The following is a 16899-nucleotide window of genomic DNA, read 5'->3' on the forward strand; positions in this document are numbered from 1 at the left end:
CAGCTAGAACAAGCGGGATCCAAGACTGTAGATACCGCGTCTGCCAATGAGTAAATTCTATAAAATTTACAGACGCGATTATCGGCTTCGCAGTTGCTATGTATCTTGCAAAATTCTACAAATTACGCTGATTTAAAATTTGCGTCGTTTTGCTTTATAAAATGCATAGAATTTTGTCGCCATGACGCAAGCGGTTTGCAAAATTCCGGCACGTATGTAAATTTTAAAAATTCCGAGAGTTGCGGCGCGTTAAATTATATAAATTTAGGCGTTAAAATTCTACCGATATAGACACCCGCGAAATTCGCCGCTTAAAATTTCGCGCTACAAATTCTTAAATTCCACCTCCAGTTGCTTGCGCCAGTCTTGCAGCGAGCGCTCTGCGTCCGCGGCATATTTTTCGATCAGAGCGTCCGTTTTATTGAGAAACTCAAATAGCTTACCCTCCCACACGGCGGGGTTTAGGTTGCTTTGATGCATCGTTTTGATATAAACTAACTCCTTGCTAAGAGCCTCAAGCTCGTCTAGATAGCTCTCGCGAGCGCTTTCGTCGCGCAGCTCTAGCCGCTTTAGAGCTCGCAGTTTGCCCTCCAAAATATCGCAAAATTTCATATACCTTTGCGAGCTAAGCTCGGGATCTGCGGCGTCTGCGCGCGCGGAAGCTTTTTGGACCTGAAAATACACGAGCGCGCCTACCGCAAGGGCGACTGCGAACATCAAAGCAAAATTAGCCATTTTTTCTCCTTAAGCCGTCCAAGCCCACGACCGCGAGCCCGAACCAAATTAGCGAAAAGCTTAAAATTTTATAAGCCTCAAGCTCCTCGCCGTAAACAAATACCGCGATCAGCATGCTCATGCTGGGGCTGATGTACTGCATAAAGCCGATCGTAGATAGCGGCAGATACTGCGTGCTTACGGCGAAGGTAAGCAGCGGCAAAATTGTAATCAGTCCGCTTGCAAACAGCAGCGCGCCGCTTGCGCTGAAGCCGAAAGCGCCGCTTCCTTTCAGCGCGCAGTAGATCAGAAATGCAAGCGCGGGCAGCAGCATCAGCGTCGTCTCGCAAAACAGCCCCTCAAAGCTAGGCACGCTTACTTTTTTGCGAATGAGGCCGTAAAATGCAAAGCTAAGCGGCAGCACGAGCGAGATTATAGGAAGCCTGCCTAGCGCGTAAATTTGCACGCCGATCGCGGCAAAGGCGAGTAGCAGGGAAAATTTCGCCGCCGCGCTTAACCGCTCGCGTAGAAATAAAGCGCCCAAAAGCACCGAAAATAGTGGATTTATGAAATACCCGAGGCTGGTGGCTAAAATTTGATCGGAATTTACCGCGTAGATATAAATACCCCAGTTCGTGCTGATAAGTAGTCCCGTACAAAGCAGCGTGAGAGCTATTTTAGGGGCGCTAAGAAGGCGCGCGACGTTTTTTAAACGGTGCGTAAAGCAGAGAAAAACGAGCAGCAGCAGGAAGGACCAAACGACGCGATGCGCTAAAATTTGCACCGCGTCCACGTCCTTTATGAGCTTGAAAAATATCGGAAAAACGCCCCACATCAAAAAGGTGGCAAGAGCAAGCATTAGCCCTTTAGTGCGGTTTTCTTCCATAAAATTCCTTCCAAATTGCCTAAAGGCGCTATTTTAAGATTTTTTGGGTTAATAAAAGCTTATTTGGGTATAATCGCGAAATTTTACGAAATCTAGGAGGGGCTATGAGCTGGAGTAGAACGTCGTGGAAAGATTATAAAATTTTACAGCAGCCGATTTATCAGGATGAAAGTGCGGTGCAGGCCGCTAAAGAGCGCCTTTACAAGCTGCCGCCGTTAATTTTCGCGGGCGAGGTTCGCAACCTAAAAGCTGAGCTTGCGCGCGCCAGCGAGGGCAAGTCGTTTCTGCTTCAAGGCGGCGATTGCGCGGAGAGCTTTAATGATTTTAGCGCGAATAATATCCGCGATATGTTTAAGGTAATGCTTCAGATGGCGATCATTCTTACCTTCGCAGCGGGTCGCCCCGTCGTTAAGGTAGGTCGCATCGCAGGGCAGTTCGCAAAGCCGCGCAGCAGCGATTTCGAGGAGGTTGGCGGCGTGAGTCTGCCTAGTTACCGCGGCGACATAATCAACGGATTTGAGTTTAACGAAGCAGCGCGCAAGCCGGATCCTGCGCGCATGATCGAGGCGTATCATCAAAGCGCTTCGACGCTGAATCTGCTGCGCGCCTTTTCTCGCGGCGGTCTTGCGAACCTGCACGAGGTGCATAAGTGGAATTTGGGCTTTTTGAAAAAGGGCGAGCTGGAGGCTAAATTTAACGAGCTCAGCGATGAAATTTCGCGCACGCTTAAATTTATGGAGGCGTGCGGACTGAGCGCCGCAAATTCTCCGAGCCTTGCCGAGACGGTGCTTTACACATCGCACGAGGCGCTGCTGCTGCACTACGAGGAGTGTCTGACGCGCATCGACAGCACCAGCGGCGATTGGTACGACTGCTCGGCGCACATGCTTTGGATCGGCGAGCGCACGCGTGGCGCGGACGATGCGCACGTGCATTTTTTAAGCGGTATCAAAAACCCTCTCGGCGTTAAGATCGGCCCTAGCGGCACTGCGGATGAAATTTTGCGCCTTTGCGACAAGCTCAATCCGCAAAACGAAGCAGGCAGGCTAAACGTCATCATCCGCATGGGCGCGGATAAGATCGGCGCGCGGCTGCCGCAAATTTTACGCGAGCTAAAGCGCGAGGGCAGGGCGATCCTATACAGCATCGATCCGATGCACGGCAACACCGTCAAGGCCGCGAACGGCTATAAAACGCGCGAATTTTCTAAAATTTTAAGCGAAGTTCAGAGCTTTTTTGAGATCCACGCTGCGGAGGGCACGCACGCGGGCGGCATTCACCTTGAGATGACCGGTCAAAACGTCACCGAGTGCACGGGCGGCTCGTTTAACGTGACGCAAGAGACGCTAAAGCAGCGCTACGAAACACAGTGCGATCCGCGCCTAAACGCAGATCAGGCACTGGAGCTTGCGTTTTTGCTCGCCGATAATCTAAAAAAGGCGGAGTAGCCCGCCTTTTGTTGCGCGTAAGATTCAGTCGCGGCTTGGAATTTTAGTCGTAGTTTTAGGCGTTTTGACGTAAGCCAGCGCTGCGACCGTGCTTTGCGCTTGAAATTTAATCGTAGCTTGGCACGGGCGATTTAAATTTACGCGGCTCTAAATACGGCGGCTTTGGGCGCAGTCTCGCAGCGATCAAAATATATACAATTAAAATTTATACTTCGCGCTAAAACGTAAGCCGCATAAGCCCGCCGCCCAAATACGAGCAATTGAAAATTTTTACGGCGTCGCGCCGTGATAAAATTCCACTTTTGCAGAGACTTACAAACTTCTTGGCGGCTAAATTTATCCTCGCGGGCTTGTTGGCTTAAAATTTTAAATACGCTTTGCATTAAATTTTAAAATTTTGCTGCCGCGAAATTTTAAAAAATTTAAAAACACATCCGCGGTTCGCAGAATTTCATCTTTAAAATTCGCTGCGTAAATTTTGATCCTGCTTATACGTGTGCGCCGTTTGTCTGCGTGCGAACGAGCTAGCGGAAGACTAAGCTACAAATGCAGCGGCATAAGCCTGCTTGCACTTTTTTGCACAGAGCGTTATATGGATTGCGGCGCGCTATTTGCGGCTTTACCTACGCAGCGCAAGAGTTCTTGCTTTTTGCAGTATTTACGCGGCACAAAAGCTCCCGCATTAAACGAGCGCGATATGTGGACGCTGTAGCGGTGTGTATTTTGCCCGCCCGCAAATTAGCTCAATCCTTGATGATAGATACGCCGGGCGGAAGCGGCTTTGCGCTTGCTTTAAATTTCAGGGCGCTATTTTGCCGTGAAATTTTAATAAAAAGTCTATGCTTCTGCCGCTAAATTTCGGGTCGAAATTTTACCTTTTGAGTTTATGCCGCCTCGCCGCTATAAAATTCCATGTCTTAAATTTAAAGCAAAATTCTGCGGCGCGGTGAAATTTCAAAATTTCGTTGCGGTAAATTTTGTGCTCTAAAATTTCATCCATGAATGTAGAATTTTAAGTCGGCAAATATAAAATTTGAGATAGTCAAAGTTTGCTGCCGCATCGCATACCGCGCCGCGAAATACTACTCTACATAATCTGCGCCTAACCTCATAAAATCCGTTGCGCAAAATTTATGCAGAATTTACGCGGGGTTCTTGCTGTCGCGCCGCTTCGATTCGTTACTTTGAGCGCGGCTTATTAAGTTTTAGTGCGACTACCGCGATTGCGACGTTTACGTCGTGCGTGATGCTAAGGCTTGCGGATTTGATATGAAATTTTTTACGGATTTTTTTACGGATTTTTAAATGCGGCGCGCCCAGGGCGTCTTTGTAAATTTTAGCGTCTTTAAAGCCGAATTCCGCGCCGATGCCGGTGCCTAGCGCCTTGCTAAGCGCCTCTTTGGCGGCATAGACGCCCGCTATACTTTCGTTGCGCAGTGCCGAGGAGCGCTCGGATTTTTTCAAAATGCGCTTTAGAAATTTCGCGCCGTATTTTGCGCGCAGCGCCGCGATCCTGCGCACCGCGGTTATGTCCGTGCCGATCTTTATCACGGTCTGGCGCCCCGCGGTTTAAATTTAATCACGATTGCAGGCTCTCTTTAATCTCGATGTCGATGATCTTATCGCCCTGTCTGATCGCGTCTAAAACCGCTAGGCTAGGCTGATCCACGATTTGCCCGAAGACCGTATGCACGCCGTCTAGGTGCGGCTGTGCGCTGTGGCAGACGAAAAACTGACTACCGCCCGTATCACGCCCTGCGTGCGCCATCGATAGCGCGCCGCGCACGTGCTTGTGCTTTTGGCGGTCGCATTCGCACTTTATGCGCCAGCCCGGACCTCCCGTGCCGGTGCCGCGCGGGCAGCCGCCTTGGATTACGAAATTTGGAATTACGCGGTGAAAATTTAACCCCTTGTAAAACCCGCTGCGCGCAAGGCTAGCGAAATTCGTAACCGCCTGCGGAGCTTCGTCACCGAAAAGCTCCAGCTTCATATCACCCTTTTCGGTTTTTATCACGGCGTATTTATCGCGCGCCAAAGCCGCTGCGTCGATGTCGTAAATTTTTAAGCTTTCCATTTTTTTCTCCTATGCGATGTTGGTGTAAACTGCCTGCACGTCGTCGTCATCCTCTAGCCGCTCGAGCAGCGCGTCTATGTCGCCCAGCTGCTCCTCGCTAAACTCGTGCTTTTCGTTAGCTACAAATTTTAAACTTGCGCTGATGATCTCAAGCCCTATCTTTTCGATACCTTCGTTTAGAGTGCCGAAGCTTTCGTATTCGCCGTAGATTAGAAGCGTCTTTTCAAGCTCGCCCCTGTCGTTTTCAAACTCATTGATTTCAAGCTCGCTAAGACCGAAGTCGATGAGCTCAAGCTCCAGCTCCTCGATGTCGCGGCTCGGCAGCTTAGTCTCAAAAACGGCCTTGTGTGAAAACATAAATTTCAAACTGCCGCTCGGCAAAAACTCGCCCTTAGCTTTATTTAAAATCGACTTGACGTTCGCGACGGTGCGGGTCGGGTTATCAGTGGCGCATTCGATTATGAGAAGTGCGCCGTGGGGCGCCTTGCCGTCGTAAAAGATCGTTTTGATATCGGCGCTATCCTTGCCGCTAGCGCGCTTGATAGCCGCGTCGATGTTGTCTTTGGGCATATTTTGCGCCTTTGCCGTGGCGATCGCGGCGCGCAGTTTGGAGTTCATCAGCGGATCTTCGCCGCCCTCTTTCGCCGCCATCGTTATGGCCTTGCCCAGTTTTGGGAAAAGTTTGCTCATCTTCCCCCATCTAGCTTCTTTTGAAGCGCGTCTGTATTCAAAAGCTCGTCCCATAAAATTCCTTAAAGCTTAAATTTAAAACGGGTGATTATAACGAAAAACCCTTAAACTTCAGGAGCGGGCGTTGAAATAAAATTTATTAAAAAGTAGTATAAGTTTTAAAATTTTAATCCAAAGGAGAGACTCATGGCTTTGAAACAAAGCGTAAAATTTAAGGCGCAAAATATACACTGCGAAAACTGCGCGAGGACGATCAAAAACGCGCTTAAGGACGATTTCGGCGAGATCGAGGTGGACGTAGCAAGCGGAGTGGTGAGTTTAAGCTTAGATCCGCGCGACGAGGCTAAATTTAAAGAGGAGATGGACGATTTGGGCTTTAGCATTGCAGGAAAGCTAGCCTGCGAGAACTAACGGATGTCAAGCAAAATAACTCTAAATATCGTCGGGATGAGCTGCGTAAACTGCTCCAATGCGATCGAGCGGGTAAGTCGCAAGATCGAGGGGGTGCAGGACGCGCACGTAAATTTCGCAAACGGCAGCGGCGAGTTCGTACTTGCCGATCCGGCGCTTGAGGAGACGCTAAAAGCTAAGATCAAAAAACTGGGCTACGACATCGCCGTGGATTACGAGGATTTGGAGCGCAAAAAGCGGCGCAACCTCAAAGCGGCGCTATTTAGGCTTATTCTCGCTCTCATTTTAGCCGCGGCGGTAATGGCGGTGGAGATGAGCGGGTTTTTAAGCTTCGTCCCAAAGGCGCTACTTTGCGCGGCGATGGCGTGCGTGAGCCTATTTTACTGCGGCAAAAACTTCTTTTATCACGCTTACGGCTCTCTGAAAAACAGAAGCTTCGATATGAACGTGCTCGTGGCGATGGGAAGCTTTTTTGCGTTTGCCTATTCTCTAACGGCCGCGGCGTGGGTCTATACGCACGGCGCACAGAACGAATTTACCAATCTTTATTTCTCATCCGCATCGATGATAATCGCCTTTATTTCGCTCGGCAAATACCTCGAAGAGCGCAGTAAGATGAAGGCGAACGATTACATCAAGGGGCTAATCGATTTAAGCCCTAAAACCGCGCTTTTGATCAAAGACGACGGCACGATAGCCGAAGTGCGCGCAGAAGCGCTAAAGCCGGGTGATAAGGTGCTCGTAAAAAACGGCTCGCGCATCCCCTGCGACGGGCTTATCGTCGAGGGCGGCGCGCAGATCGACGCTTCGCTCATCAGCGGCGAGAGCTTGGCGGTTTATAAAGGCGTGGGCGATGAGGTAAATGCGGGCTGCGTCAGCACGGACGGCGTCATCTACGTGAAGGTAACGAAATTTTCGCATCAGACGCTGCTTGCCGAGATTAAAAATCTGCTAAACGAGGCGGGCAACAAAAAGATGCCGATCGCGCGCTTTGCGGATAAAATTTCAAATATCTTCGTGCCCGCGGTGATTTTGATCGCGCTTGCTAGTTTTATAGCGTGGATGGCGCTTGACGGACGGCTCTCATATGCCGCATCCGCCGCTATTTGCGTGCTTATCATCTCCTGCCCGTGCGCGCTAGGTCTTGCAACGCCGATCGCGATCGTTTGCGCGATCTCGAACGCCGCAAAAGCTGGAATTTTAATCAAAAATCCCGAAATTTTAGAAATTTTAAAAGGCGCCGACGTCGCGGTTTTTGATAAAACAGGCACGCTTAGCAAGGGCGAAATTTCGGTAAGCTTCAGCGATCTGAGCGCTCAGGATCTCTACGCTTTAGCAAGCGCGCAAAAGCTTAGCGAACATCCGATCTCAAAGGCGATCGTGAAATTTGCCGAGCTGAAATTCGGCGAAATTTCTAAATTTAACGGTGAGTTTGAAAGCGTCGCGGGAAAAGGTATCGTCGCAAAAAATCCCACCGGCGAAATTCTTTGCGGCAGTGCAGGCTTTCTGCGCGAGCGCGGCGTGGATGCGGGCGTCGAAGTAGAAGCGGAGGAGCTTTTAGACAAGGGCTTCGGCGTCGTTTACTGCGCGATAGGCGGCTCGTACGCGGGCTTTATCGCATTTAGCGACGAGATCAGAGCCGAAGCGCGCGGCGTCGTGCAGGCGCTGCAAAAAAGCGGCGTAAAAACCGTCATGCTAACGGGCGATAACGCCAAAACGGCAAATTTCGTCGCTCGCAACCTCGGCATCGACGAGGTGAGAAGCGGAGTGCTTCCAAGCGGCAAATATGAGTTCATTAAATCCCTGACGGATGAGGGCAAGCGGGTGCTTTTCGTGGGCGACGGCGTCAATGACGCGCCGAGCTTAAAAGCCGCTAGCATCGGCGTCGCGATGAACGGCGGCAGCGACGTAGCCAAGGGCGCGGGCGACGTGATCTTTATAAAAAACGACCTTGCAAGCGTGCTATATCTATTCCGCTTATCGGGTGCCACCATGCGGACGATCAAGCAAAACCTCTTCTGGGCGCTGTTTTACAACGCCGTGTGTATCCCGATCGCAGCAGGCGCGCTATATCCGGCGCTCGGCGTGCTTCTAAAGCCGATGTACGGCGCTGCGGCGATGTGTTTTAGCTCCGTAACGGTCGTGCTAAATTCCATCAGATTGAAATTTGCTAAATTTTAACGCGACGGATTTTGCGCTAGGCGCGGAATTTTACGCGGCGAAATTTTAATTTACTCGGCGCAAAACGCGCAAAATTTTATCCTGCGGCTAATCGCGCGCGGAATTCCGCGGGATTAGCGCTGCTTGCAAAATTTTATCTTGCGATTAATCTGGCGTAAAATTTCGTGAATTCCGCCGCCGGATTCCGCGTTAGCAAGCTTGCCTGAGTTAACTTCGGCGGACGGCTTTATTCGGCGGAATTTTTACGGGCGAAATTTAACTCTACTCGCTGCGAATTTCTTTCGTTTTGAAAGAGCTCTTTTTCTCTGCACAGAGCGTGCAAAATTTTACTCCCGCGGTTAATCACTCGTAAACGCGTAAAATTCTATGAAATTTGAGCGCTTATAATTTTATTTTGCGGTAATTGCGCGTGCAATTTTGCGAGATTTGCGCCGTTTGTGAAATTTTATTTTGCATCTAGCCCCACGTATAAATTTTAAAATTTTAACGTCGCAGATCGCCGCGCCGTCATACGGTGCCGCCCGCCGCGCTGCCGTCTAGCTGCCTCTTGGCGCCGTTTGCCCTCTAGCGTTATTCGTCGTTGCGTCGCCGCTCGGTATACTCCTGACGCTACTTACCGCCGCCGCCGCTATTCGGCATTGTTTGCCGTAGCGTCGTAGTATGATTTCATCGGTCGCCGTGCCGCCGTCCGACTATCGCCTAGCACCGCTCGCCGCCGCGTCGTATCTATCGCCGCTCGTCGCTGCGCCTCTAACTGCCATTATTTAACGCCGCTCGCCGCCGCGCCGTAAAATTTTAAAAATTCCGCAAAATTTTATAAGGTTGAAAGGAATTCCATAAAATTCCACCGCCCGCACTAAGTTTTAATAAATAAATTTAAAGGTAAAATAACGCTTCAAATGCAATTCGAGGTAGCGATGCGAAAAATTCTAATGGGTTCGTTTGTTTTTTGCGGCACGCTTTTTGGCGCTTCTTGCGAGCAGATACTAAGCGGCGATCCGCGCGGCTTTTTTAGCAAAGAGCCTGCGGACGAAGAGTTGCTGCAAAGCGATTTTGGCTGTAAAGGCTCGCTAGCTGGCGCAGAATTTTTGCAAAATTTAAAAAGCGCGGCTTCTGAGATCAGGGACGAAAATATCGATTGTGTCGGTAACGAAGCCTTGCTGAACGAAAAAAGGCTTGAGCGAACCTTGGCATTTGCGGGGATGGATGGCGAGGGCTTTTTGAGCTATGCTAAAGAGAAAAACTACGCGCAAATTAGCGAAAAATCGCTTGAAGCCTTAGAATTTTACTCCGAGCGCAAGATTGGAAATTTCATCGCTTATGGCAATTTTATGGGCGAGGTCCCGGCAGCCAGGGAGGCACTAAGAGATTATTTTGCCGCTAAATTCAACAAAAACGATGCCGATGAGCTAGCAAGCGCCGTGATAGCGGAATTTATCGCATACGCCGCAAAGGATCGCAAGGCGGGAGATTACGGTGAGCTTGAGCTGGCGCTAAAAGGCGGAGTAGGTGCAGATGAGTTTCGTACGCTACTTTTTAGCAAGGATTTTGCAATTTACGAGCTTGATAATGCCCTGGATCTGGCACTTTTGCTAGGATATGACGAGCGTTTTAGCGGTGCTTTGATCGAGCGAGGCGCGCAGGTGAATGCTGGCGAGGAAAACTCGCTATTTTACGCGATGAATAACGTTCAAAGCGCTAAATTTATGATCTCTAAAGGCGCCTTGGTTGGCTATAAAAACTCGCTCGGGCAAACTCCGATATTTTTCGCCGCCGCCGCAAAAAATTATGAGCTCGTAAAGTTGCTAATCTACTCGCACGCTAGCGTAAATGTCCGCCAGATCGGCAGCGCTGAAGCTCAGGCCCTGGCATCGTTAGGCGAACGTAGCGACGGCTGTGAGCGTTCGGGCGCGGGCAAGACACTGCTGATGTTTGCGGCGCAAAAAAGTACCAAGCAGATCGTTGAATTGCTCGTAAAATCGGGCGCAAACGAAAAGGCGGTCGACGAGGCGGGACTAAATGCGCTAGACTATGCGCTTGCGGGTGGCGAAGCGGCTACGCAGAGCTATTTGCGCTCGCTTGGATTAAGTCCTACGCAAGCAAGTGATGATTTTACGAGCGATCCGCAAGATGCGCCTGAGCGTGAGAATTAGCGGGCTTGATTTAAAGGGCCGCTTACCGCTTCGTCGTTTTGGGTTTGCAGCGTTTTGGGTTTGCAAAAGCCTTATGAGCTTTAAATTTAATGTTTTGCCGCTTTGTAAATTCTATAAATTTAGCGGATTTTTCGAGTGCGAGTTGGTAGAATTTAACGCTTTAAAATTTTATCGCTTTGCTTGCGCAGGTTGCATGCACTGAAATTTTATAAACGCGCAGGCAGGCTTGAGAAATGGCGATTTGTGCAATTTATGCGCGATAAAATTTTTACTGATGGATTTTGGTCTGCGATCAAGAGCGGGATTTCGTCAAATTTTGCGCACGAAATTTATCGCTCTTGCGGCAAAGCAAGTGTCGCAACATTGTGGAATTTTACCTTGACTTGGGGGGCTTTTGCTATGTTAAGTAGAATTTAAATGCACTTATAAAACGCTTTTTGATTACGCCGCGCGCGGTATTTTGCACCGGAGAGATTTTTCTGCGCGATAAATTGCTTAAAAATGCGTGCTCGAAATTGTAAACGCAGCAAAATTGTAGAGCTTGCTGTGCGATTAAGGCGCTCAATAATCGCCGTAAAAGAAAGCACGCGAATTATGAATAATTGCTGCAATGCGCGCAGAATTTTAAAATTTAGCCCCCGATCGGAGGTTAAATTTTAAAATTTTATCAATCATCAAGGATTAAAATGTTAAAAAATTTGCTTATCTTTACGGCGATTTTTTTGCCCGCGCTGGCGCTTGCGGACGTGGAGCCCGCCGTGCGAAACAGCGAGCTTTACGGCGTGCTGACGCTTATCCCGCCGGTTGCGGCGATCGTGCTTGCGTTTATCACCAAAGACGTGATTTTGTCGCTGTTTTTGGGCGTGCTAAGCGGAACCTTTCTTGTCGGTATGGTCGATCAAAATATCGCGGCTTCGGCGCTTTTTGCTTTTACCAATCTGTGCTCGCGTATGGTAAAATCGATGGCGGATACGTGGAATGCGGGCATTTTGCTTCAGGTCATGTGTATCGGCGGGCTCATCGCTTTGGTGACCAAAATCGGCGGTACGAAGGCGCTTGCGCTCTGGCTTAGCAAGCACGCCGACACTCCGGTTTTGGGTCAAATTTACACCTGGCTGATGGGTATCGTGATATTTTTCGACGATTACGCAAACGCCCTAATCGTGGGCCCGATAATGCGACCTCTTATGGATAAATTTAAAATTTCGCGCGCAAAGTTCGCCTTCATCATCGACGCGACCGCCGCGCCGATCACCGGTATCGCGGTGATCTCCACCTGGGTCGGAGTCGAAATTTCGGCGATCAAAGAGGCCTACTCGCAGATCGGCATAGAAAACATAAACGCCTTCACCGTGTTTGTAGAGACGATCCCGTATAGATTTTATAATATTTTTATGATCTTTTTTGTAGTCGCCACGGCAGTGATGAGCAGGGAGTTTGGCTCGATGTATCGCGCAGAGATCGCATCTCGCGGCGGTAAGAGCGGAGCCGCGGATTTTAAGATCAAAAATTTAGAGGATCAAATTTTCGTACCCAAAGAGGGCGTAGTACTTCGCAAGCTAAACGCGATAATCCCGCTAGGGGCGATGATCGTTCTTTCCGTCATCGGGTTTTATTTTAATGGCTACAGCTCGCTGGAGGGCGAGGCTTTGGAGGCGGTCAAGGCAGCTCCTCTTAGCTTTACTTCGATCCGTACCGCATTTAGCGCAGCGGACGCCTCGGTCGTGCTGTTTCAATCCGCGCTCTTTTCATCAATCATCGCCGTCGTTTTAGGCATCGCGCAAAAAATTTACGGCGTCAAAGAAGCGATCGAGGTCTGGGTTGGCGGCTGGAAAAGCATGCTAAATACCGTCATAATCCTACTTTTTGCGTGGTCGCTAAGCTCGGTTATCAAAGAGCTTGGCACTTCGCGCTACCTAGTCGAGCTTCTAAGCGACGCAACGCCGCGCTTTGCTCTTGCAATAGTGATCTTCGTGCTTAGCTCGTTTATCTCATTTTCAACGGGCACAAGCTTCGGTACTATGGGCATCGTCACACCTTTGGCCGTGCCGTTAGCGCACGCCGTGGGGCAAAAATACGGACTTAGCGGCGAGGAATTTCACGTTTTCATGTGCGTAAACATCAGCGCGGTGCTTACGGGGGCGATCTTCGGCGATCACTGCTCGCCGATTTCAGATACGACGATCCTCTCTTCGATGGGCGCAGGTTGCGATCACATCGAGCACGTAAGCACGCAGATGACCTATGCGCTGGTCGTTTGCGGCATCAGTATCGTTTGCGGCTACCTGCCTGCGGGCTTTGGGCTTAGCGTGTGGGGATGTCTGATCTTGGGTATTGCAGCTATCATTCTTTTACTGCGCGTGGTGGGTAAAAGAGTGGATGTATGAATTGCGAAAGCTTCGGTAGTTGCGGCAGCTGCACGCTCGGCGAGCCCTATGCGGATCAAATTTTGTACAAAAAGCAGCTGATCGGCGATAAGTTTAGAGAATTTTTTGACGGCGAGTTTGAATTTTTTGCCTCGCAACCGCAAAATTACCGCATCAGGGCGGAATTTGGCATCTGGCACGATATTTGGCATAGCGCATTTGATCTTGCCTACACGATGGGCGGCGCACGTAGCAAGAAAATTTTAATTAACGAATGCCCCAAAGTTGCGCTTCCTATCGCAAATTTAATGCCGCGGCTGCTAGAGGCGCTTAGGCGGAGCGAAGCTTTAAAAGAAAGGCTCTTTGGCGTCGAGTTTATCTCGTGCGCCAGCGGGATTTTGGCGACGCTGCTTTATCACAAGCGCCTGGGTGAGCGCGAGCAGGAGGCGATTTGCGAGCTGGCGGACAAGCTTGGCATCGGGGTTATGGCTCGCGCGCGCGGACAGAAGCTGCTAAGCGGCGAGCTAAGCCTCACAGACGAGCTTTGCGTGGACGGGCGAGTTTATAAATTTCGCTTCGGCGAAAACGCCTTCATCCAGCCCAACCGCGGCGTGAACGAAAAGATGATCGCCTGGGCGAGAAGCTGCGTGGACTTCGGCAAAGAGGGCGCAAGCGAGGTGTGCGCCGCGCAGAATTTCGCCGCAAAGAATTTCATAACAGAGAATTCCGCTGCGCAAAATTACGGCTGCGAGGAGCCCGCCCCGCGAAATTCTACGGATCGAAATTTTGCTTCTGAAAATTCCGCCGAATTTAACGCCGCTTTCCGGAATTCCGTTAAAGCAAATTCTGCTCGCGCGGAGTTTAACGGCAAAAATTCCGCGAAATCTAACTGTGCGTCCGCAGGCGAGAGCTCTGCGGATAAAAATTTCGCTCGTAAGGATTTGGACGCGCAAAGTTCCGCCACGAAAAATTTGGATTGCGAAAAACAAAGCGTGCAAAATTCAGCCTGCGAAGGGCGCGGCGCACAAAATTCGGGCCACGAGCAGTCCGCCCCGCAAAATTCGAGCTGCGAACAACATGCCGTGCGCCCAGAAAGCTCCGCCGCGCGCGATCTGCTGGAGCTGTACTGCGGGCACGGCAACTTTACCATCCCGCTTGCGGCTAAATTTAACCGCGTGTTGGCGAGCGAAATTTCAAAAAGCTCGATTGCGAATGCGCGCATAAACTGCGAGCTCAACGGCGTTTGTAACGCGCAATTCGTCCGCCTTAGTGCAGATGAGCTAATGAGCGCATTTGCGCGGCAGCGCGAGTTTGAGCGGCTAAAGGGGATCGATATTTTCGGCTACGATTTTTCGCACGTCTTGATCGATCCGCCGCGCGCGGGGCTGGAGCCTAGCGTGATTGATTTCATAAAAAATTTTCAAAATTTGATCTACATCTCCTGTAACCCGCAGACGCTTTTTGAAAATTTACGCTCGCTTTGCGCTACGCACGAGGTGCGCAGGTTTGCGATCTTCGATCAGTTCGCGCATACGGCGCATATCGAATGCGGCGTGCTGTTGCGGCGCAGGAGCTAGGTGAGCTTAAAATCGAAGTCGCGGATTTAGGTTTCGCGTGGGATAAAATTTCGCCTAAAATATGTATAATAACAAAATTTAAAATTACGAAAGGAAATAAATGGTTGATCTAAATAAAATTATCCAAGCAAAGCGCACGATAAACGATTTCGTCTATAAAACGCCCTTTGCTCTGGCGCCGAAGCTCAGCAAGCTTTACGGCGCAGAAGTGTATCTCAAAAGCGAGAATTTGCAGCGCACCGGCGCGTATAAGATTCGCGGCGCTTATAATAAAATCGCACATCTTACGGACGAGGAGCGGGCACATGGAGTAATAGCCGCAAGCGCGGGCAACCACGCCCAAGGCGTAGCGATGAGCGCGCAAAAATTCGGCGTGCATGCCGTGATCGTAATGCCTGAAGCCACGCCGCTACTTAAGGTAAGCGGCACGAAGGCTCTGGGCGCAGAGATCATCCTAAAGGGCGATAATTTCGACGAGGCGTATGCGTTTGCACTGGAATATGCCAAAGAGCACAATCTGACGTTCGTGCATCCCTTCAACGACGAGTTCGTCCAAGCGGGTCAAGGCACGATCGCGCTTGAGATGATCGAGGAGGTCGCAGATCTTGAATACATCGTCGTTCCAGTTGGCGGCGGCGGGCTTGCGACGGGGGTTTGCAGCTGCGCCAAGCAGATCAATCCGGACATTAAAATCATCGCCGTAGCCGCCAAGGGCGCGCCCGCGATGCACGATAGCTTCGTCGCGAAAAAGCCTCTAAATTCCAAATCCGTCCGCACCATCGCCGACGGCATCGCCGTGCGGGATACTAGCGAGATCACGCTTAGCACGATCATCGAGTGCGTCGATGAGTTCGTGCAGGTCGATGACGAGGAGATCGCAAGCGCGATACTCTATCTGCTCGAGCAGCAAAAAATCATCGTCGAGGGCGCGGGCGCGGCGGGAGTAGCAGCGCTGATGAACGCGAAATTTGCATTCCCCGCGGGCGCAAAGATCGGAATTATCCTAAGCGGCGGCAACATCGACGTGCAGATGCTAAACATCATCATCGAAAAGGGTCTTATCAAATCGCACCGCAAGATGACGATCAACGTCACGCTCGTCGATAAGCCGGGCGCGCTTACGGGACTTACCGAAATTTTGCGCCGCGCCAACGCAAACATCGTCAAGATCGACTACGACCGCTTCTCGACCAATATCGAGTACGGCGACGCGCAGATCACGATCACGCTTGAGACCAAGGGCAAGGCTCATCAAGAGGACATCGCCTGGGCACTTAAAAACGCAGGGTATGATTTCAGGGAGATTTTATAGAATTTTGCTCGGGCTTGTGAAATTTGCCTACGCTTGCAAAATCTGCTTTTGAATTTATCCGAGATTGTAAAATTTACTCCGCGTTTGCACCAATGCTGCGCGCGACGCGGCTAAATTTACACTCGCTTGCGCACAGGTTGCGGCTCGCTACGGCTTTGACTCACCACGCTAAATTTTAATTTGCCGCTTTATACTCGCTGCGCCGAAACACTTTACGCTCTTGATTTTAAATTTTACGTAGAATTTAAAATTCCAAATATGCGGCGCAAGCCGAAATTTAAATTTAACGCGGACGCAGTCCGCACCGCTTAAAGCGTCGTAGGGGGATGGGTGGGGTTTGGGGGCGAGCAGAGCAATGCGGTGCTGCGGGGCAGCGCCACCCTCTGCGAGAGGTGTGACCTCGCAATTCAAGCCCCCTTCCCGCCCCAAGAGAAACATATCGCGGGCTAAAATTTAAACGGAATTTCATTTTGTAATAAATTTAAAATTTCTCTATGTAGAATTTTGCCTCTAGAATTTAGGTAGTGACGGCATTTTCTCTTAAGGGGGAAGGGGCGCTACTTGCTCTGCTTTGCTGTGCTCGCAAGAAACGCCGCCAGGCTAAGCCTTGCGTCGCTACGCTCGTTTTATAAGAGCGCTCCTCCCCCTCTTTTTTTAAAAAAATCCCCCAACCCCTGGCACGCTCAAAGGGCGAGCTACGCTCGCGCTAATTTTAAACTGCGGTTGGCGGCAAAATTTTTGCTAAAATTCTGCATTCAGCTTGCCGTTACGCCTCACGCATCTCCTCTGCTAGGCGCTTTTTGTAGGTACGCTTGAAATGAAACGCCCAAATTAGCGGAAAGATTATCTCTAACCCTTTCCAAAATACATATCCACCATACCAAAAAAACATTTGCAAACCGCATAGCAAGCGACTACATAGCTTGTCCCAAAGACGGCACCCCAAGCTACTATTTCAGAGTCGGTCGTAACAACCCAGATCGCAATCAAATATATGAAAGCGCTTAATAACGCAGTCGGGAAAAACCAATTCAGAACGCCTAATTTCTGGTGATTTATATCCGCGCTAAGATAGCCCGCCACGCAC

Annotated in this window: 13 protein-coding genes and 1 pseudogene; 8 read left to right on the plus strand and 6 right to left on the minus strand. The window is 50.2% G+C overall.

Annotated features, from left to right (window positions below; all coding sequences use genetic code 11):
• Positions 1–324: 324 nt before the first annotated feature.
• Together Q0413_RS03055 and rarD are read right to left on the minus strand one after the other, a co-directional pair.
• The gene (locus Q0413_RS03055; RefSeq protein WP_298987173.1) at positions 325–735 is read right to left on the minus strand and encodes a hypothetical protein; all 411 of its coding nucleotides are present in this window, start codon (positions 733–735) and stop codon (positions 325–327) included.
• Complete coding sequence (gene rarD, locus Q0413_RS03060) at positions 728–1600, minus strand: EamA family transporter RarD (RefSeq protein ID WP_298987175.1); 873 nt, start codon at positions 1598–1600, stop codon at positions 728–730. Before rarD ends, Q0413_RS03055 begins: the two co-directional genes overlap by 8 nt.
• A gap of 104 nt (positions 1601–1704) precedes the next feature.
• Here rarD and Q0413_RS03065 point away from each other — a divergent pair, with 104 nt between their 5' ends.
• Positions 1705–3048, plus strand: a complete 1344-nt coding sequence (locus tag Q0413_RS03065; protein WP_298082835.1) for a class II 3-deoxy-7-phosphoheptulonate synthase — start codon at positions 1705–1707, stop codon at positions 3046–3048.
• A 1179-nt stretch (positions 3049–4227) separates the two neighbouring features.
• Here Q0413_RS03065 and acpS read toward each other — a convergent pair.
• From acpS to Q0413_RS03080, 3 genes are read right to left on the minus strand one after another with little or no spacing between them, the layout of a single operon-like run.
• Positions 4228–4599, minus strand: a complete 372-nt coding sequence (gene acpS / locus Q0413_RS03070; RefSeq protein ID WP_298987178.1) for a holo-ACP synthase — start codon at positions 4597–4599, stop codon at positions 4228–4230.
• A 28-nt stretch (positions 4600–4627) separates the two neighbouring features.
• Positions 4628–5122, minus strand: coding sequence for a peptidylprolyl isomerase (locus tag Q0413_RS03075; RefSeq protein ID WP_297963472.1), 495 nt, complete (start codon positions 5120–5122; stop codon positions 4628–4630).
• Positions 5123–5131: 9 nt separating this feature from the next.
• Positions 5132–5866: a YebC/PmpR family DNA-binding transcriptional regulator gene (locus Q0413_RS03080; RefSeq protein WP_298987180.1), complete on the minus strand. Its 735-nt coding sequence runs from the start codon at positions 5864–5866 to the stop codon at positions 5132–5134.
• A gap of 132 nt (positions 5867–5998) precedes the next feature.
• On the opposite strand from Q0413_RS03080, the gene Q0413_RS03085 reads away from it, so the two are divergent.
• The 7 genes and pseudogenes from Q0413_RS03085 to ilvA all read left to right on the plus strand — a co-directional run bounded on the left by Q0413_RS03085 (position 5999) and on the right by ilvA (position 15812).
• Positions 5999–6223, plus strand: coding sequence for a heavy-metal-associated domain-containing protein (locus Q0413_RS03085; protein WP_298987182.1), 225 nt, complete (start codon positions 5999–6001; stop codon positions 6221–6223).
• 3 nt (positions 6224–6226) lie between these two features.
• Entirely contained in the window at positions 6227–8404 is a 2178-nt protein-coding gene (locus tag Q0413_RS03090; protein ID WP_298987185.1) for a cation-translocating P-type ATPase, read from the plus strand.
• An 899-nt stretch (positions 8405–9303) separates the two neighbouring features.
• Positions 9304–10557 carry an ankyrin repeat domain-containing protein gene (locus tag Q0413_RS03095; RefSeq protein WP_298987187.1) on the plus strand — a complete coding sequence of 418 codons (1254 nt, stop codon included), beginning with the start codon at positions 9304–9306 and terminating at the stop codon, positions 10555–10557.
• Between the two features lie 686 nt (positions 10558–11243).
• Positions 11244–12944, plus strand: a complete 1701-nt coding sequence (locus Q0413_RS03100) for a Na+/H+ antiporter NhaC family protein (RefSeq protein WP_298987189.1) — start codon at positions 11244–11246, stop codon at positions 12942–12944.
• Positions 12941–13519: pseudogene (locus tag Q0413_RS03105) on the plus strand (tRNA (uridine(54)-C5)-methyltransferase TrmA); the annotation flags it as partial. The gene Q0413_RS03100 and the pseudogene Q0413_RS03105, both read left to right, overlap by 4 nt.
• A gap of 27 nt (positions 13520–13546) precedes the next feature.
• On the plus strand, positions 13547–14500 hold the full coding sequence (locus Q0413_RS03110) for a methyltransferase domain-containing protein (RefSeq protein ID WP_298987193.1): 954 nt from the start codon (positions 13547–13549) through the stop codon (positions 14498–14500).
• Between the two features lie 100 nt (positions 14501–14600).
• The gene (gene ilvA, locus Q0413_RS03115; RefSeq protein WP_005872070.1) at positions 14601–15812 is read left to right on the plus strand and encodes a threonine ammonia-lyase; all 1212 of its coding nucleotides are present in this window, start codon (positions 14601–14603) and stop codon (positions 15810–15812) included.
• 849 nt (positions 15813–16661) lie between these two features.
• On the opposite strand, the gene Q0413_RS03120 is transcribed toward ilvA, so the two are convergent.
• On the minus strand, positions 16662–16899 hold a 238-nt coding region (locus Q0413_RS03120), incomplete at its 5' end, for a hypothetical protein (protein WP_298987191.1).

It is taken from the genome of uncultured Campylobacter sp., from assembly GCF_938045465.1.
Classification (GTDB): Bacteria; Campylobacterota; Campylobacteria; order Campylobacterales; family Campylobacteraceae; genus Campylobacter_B.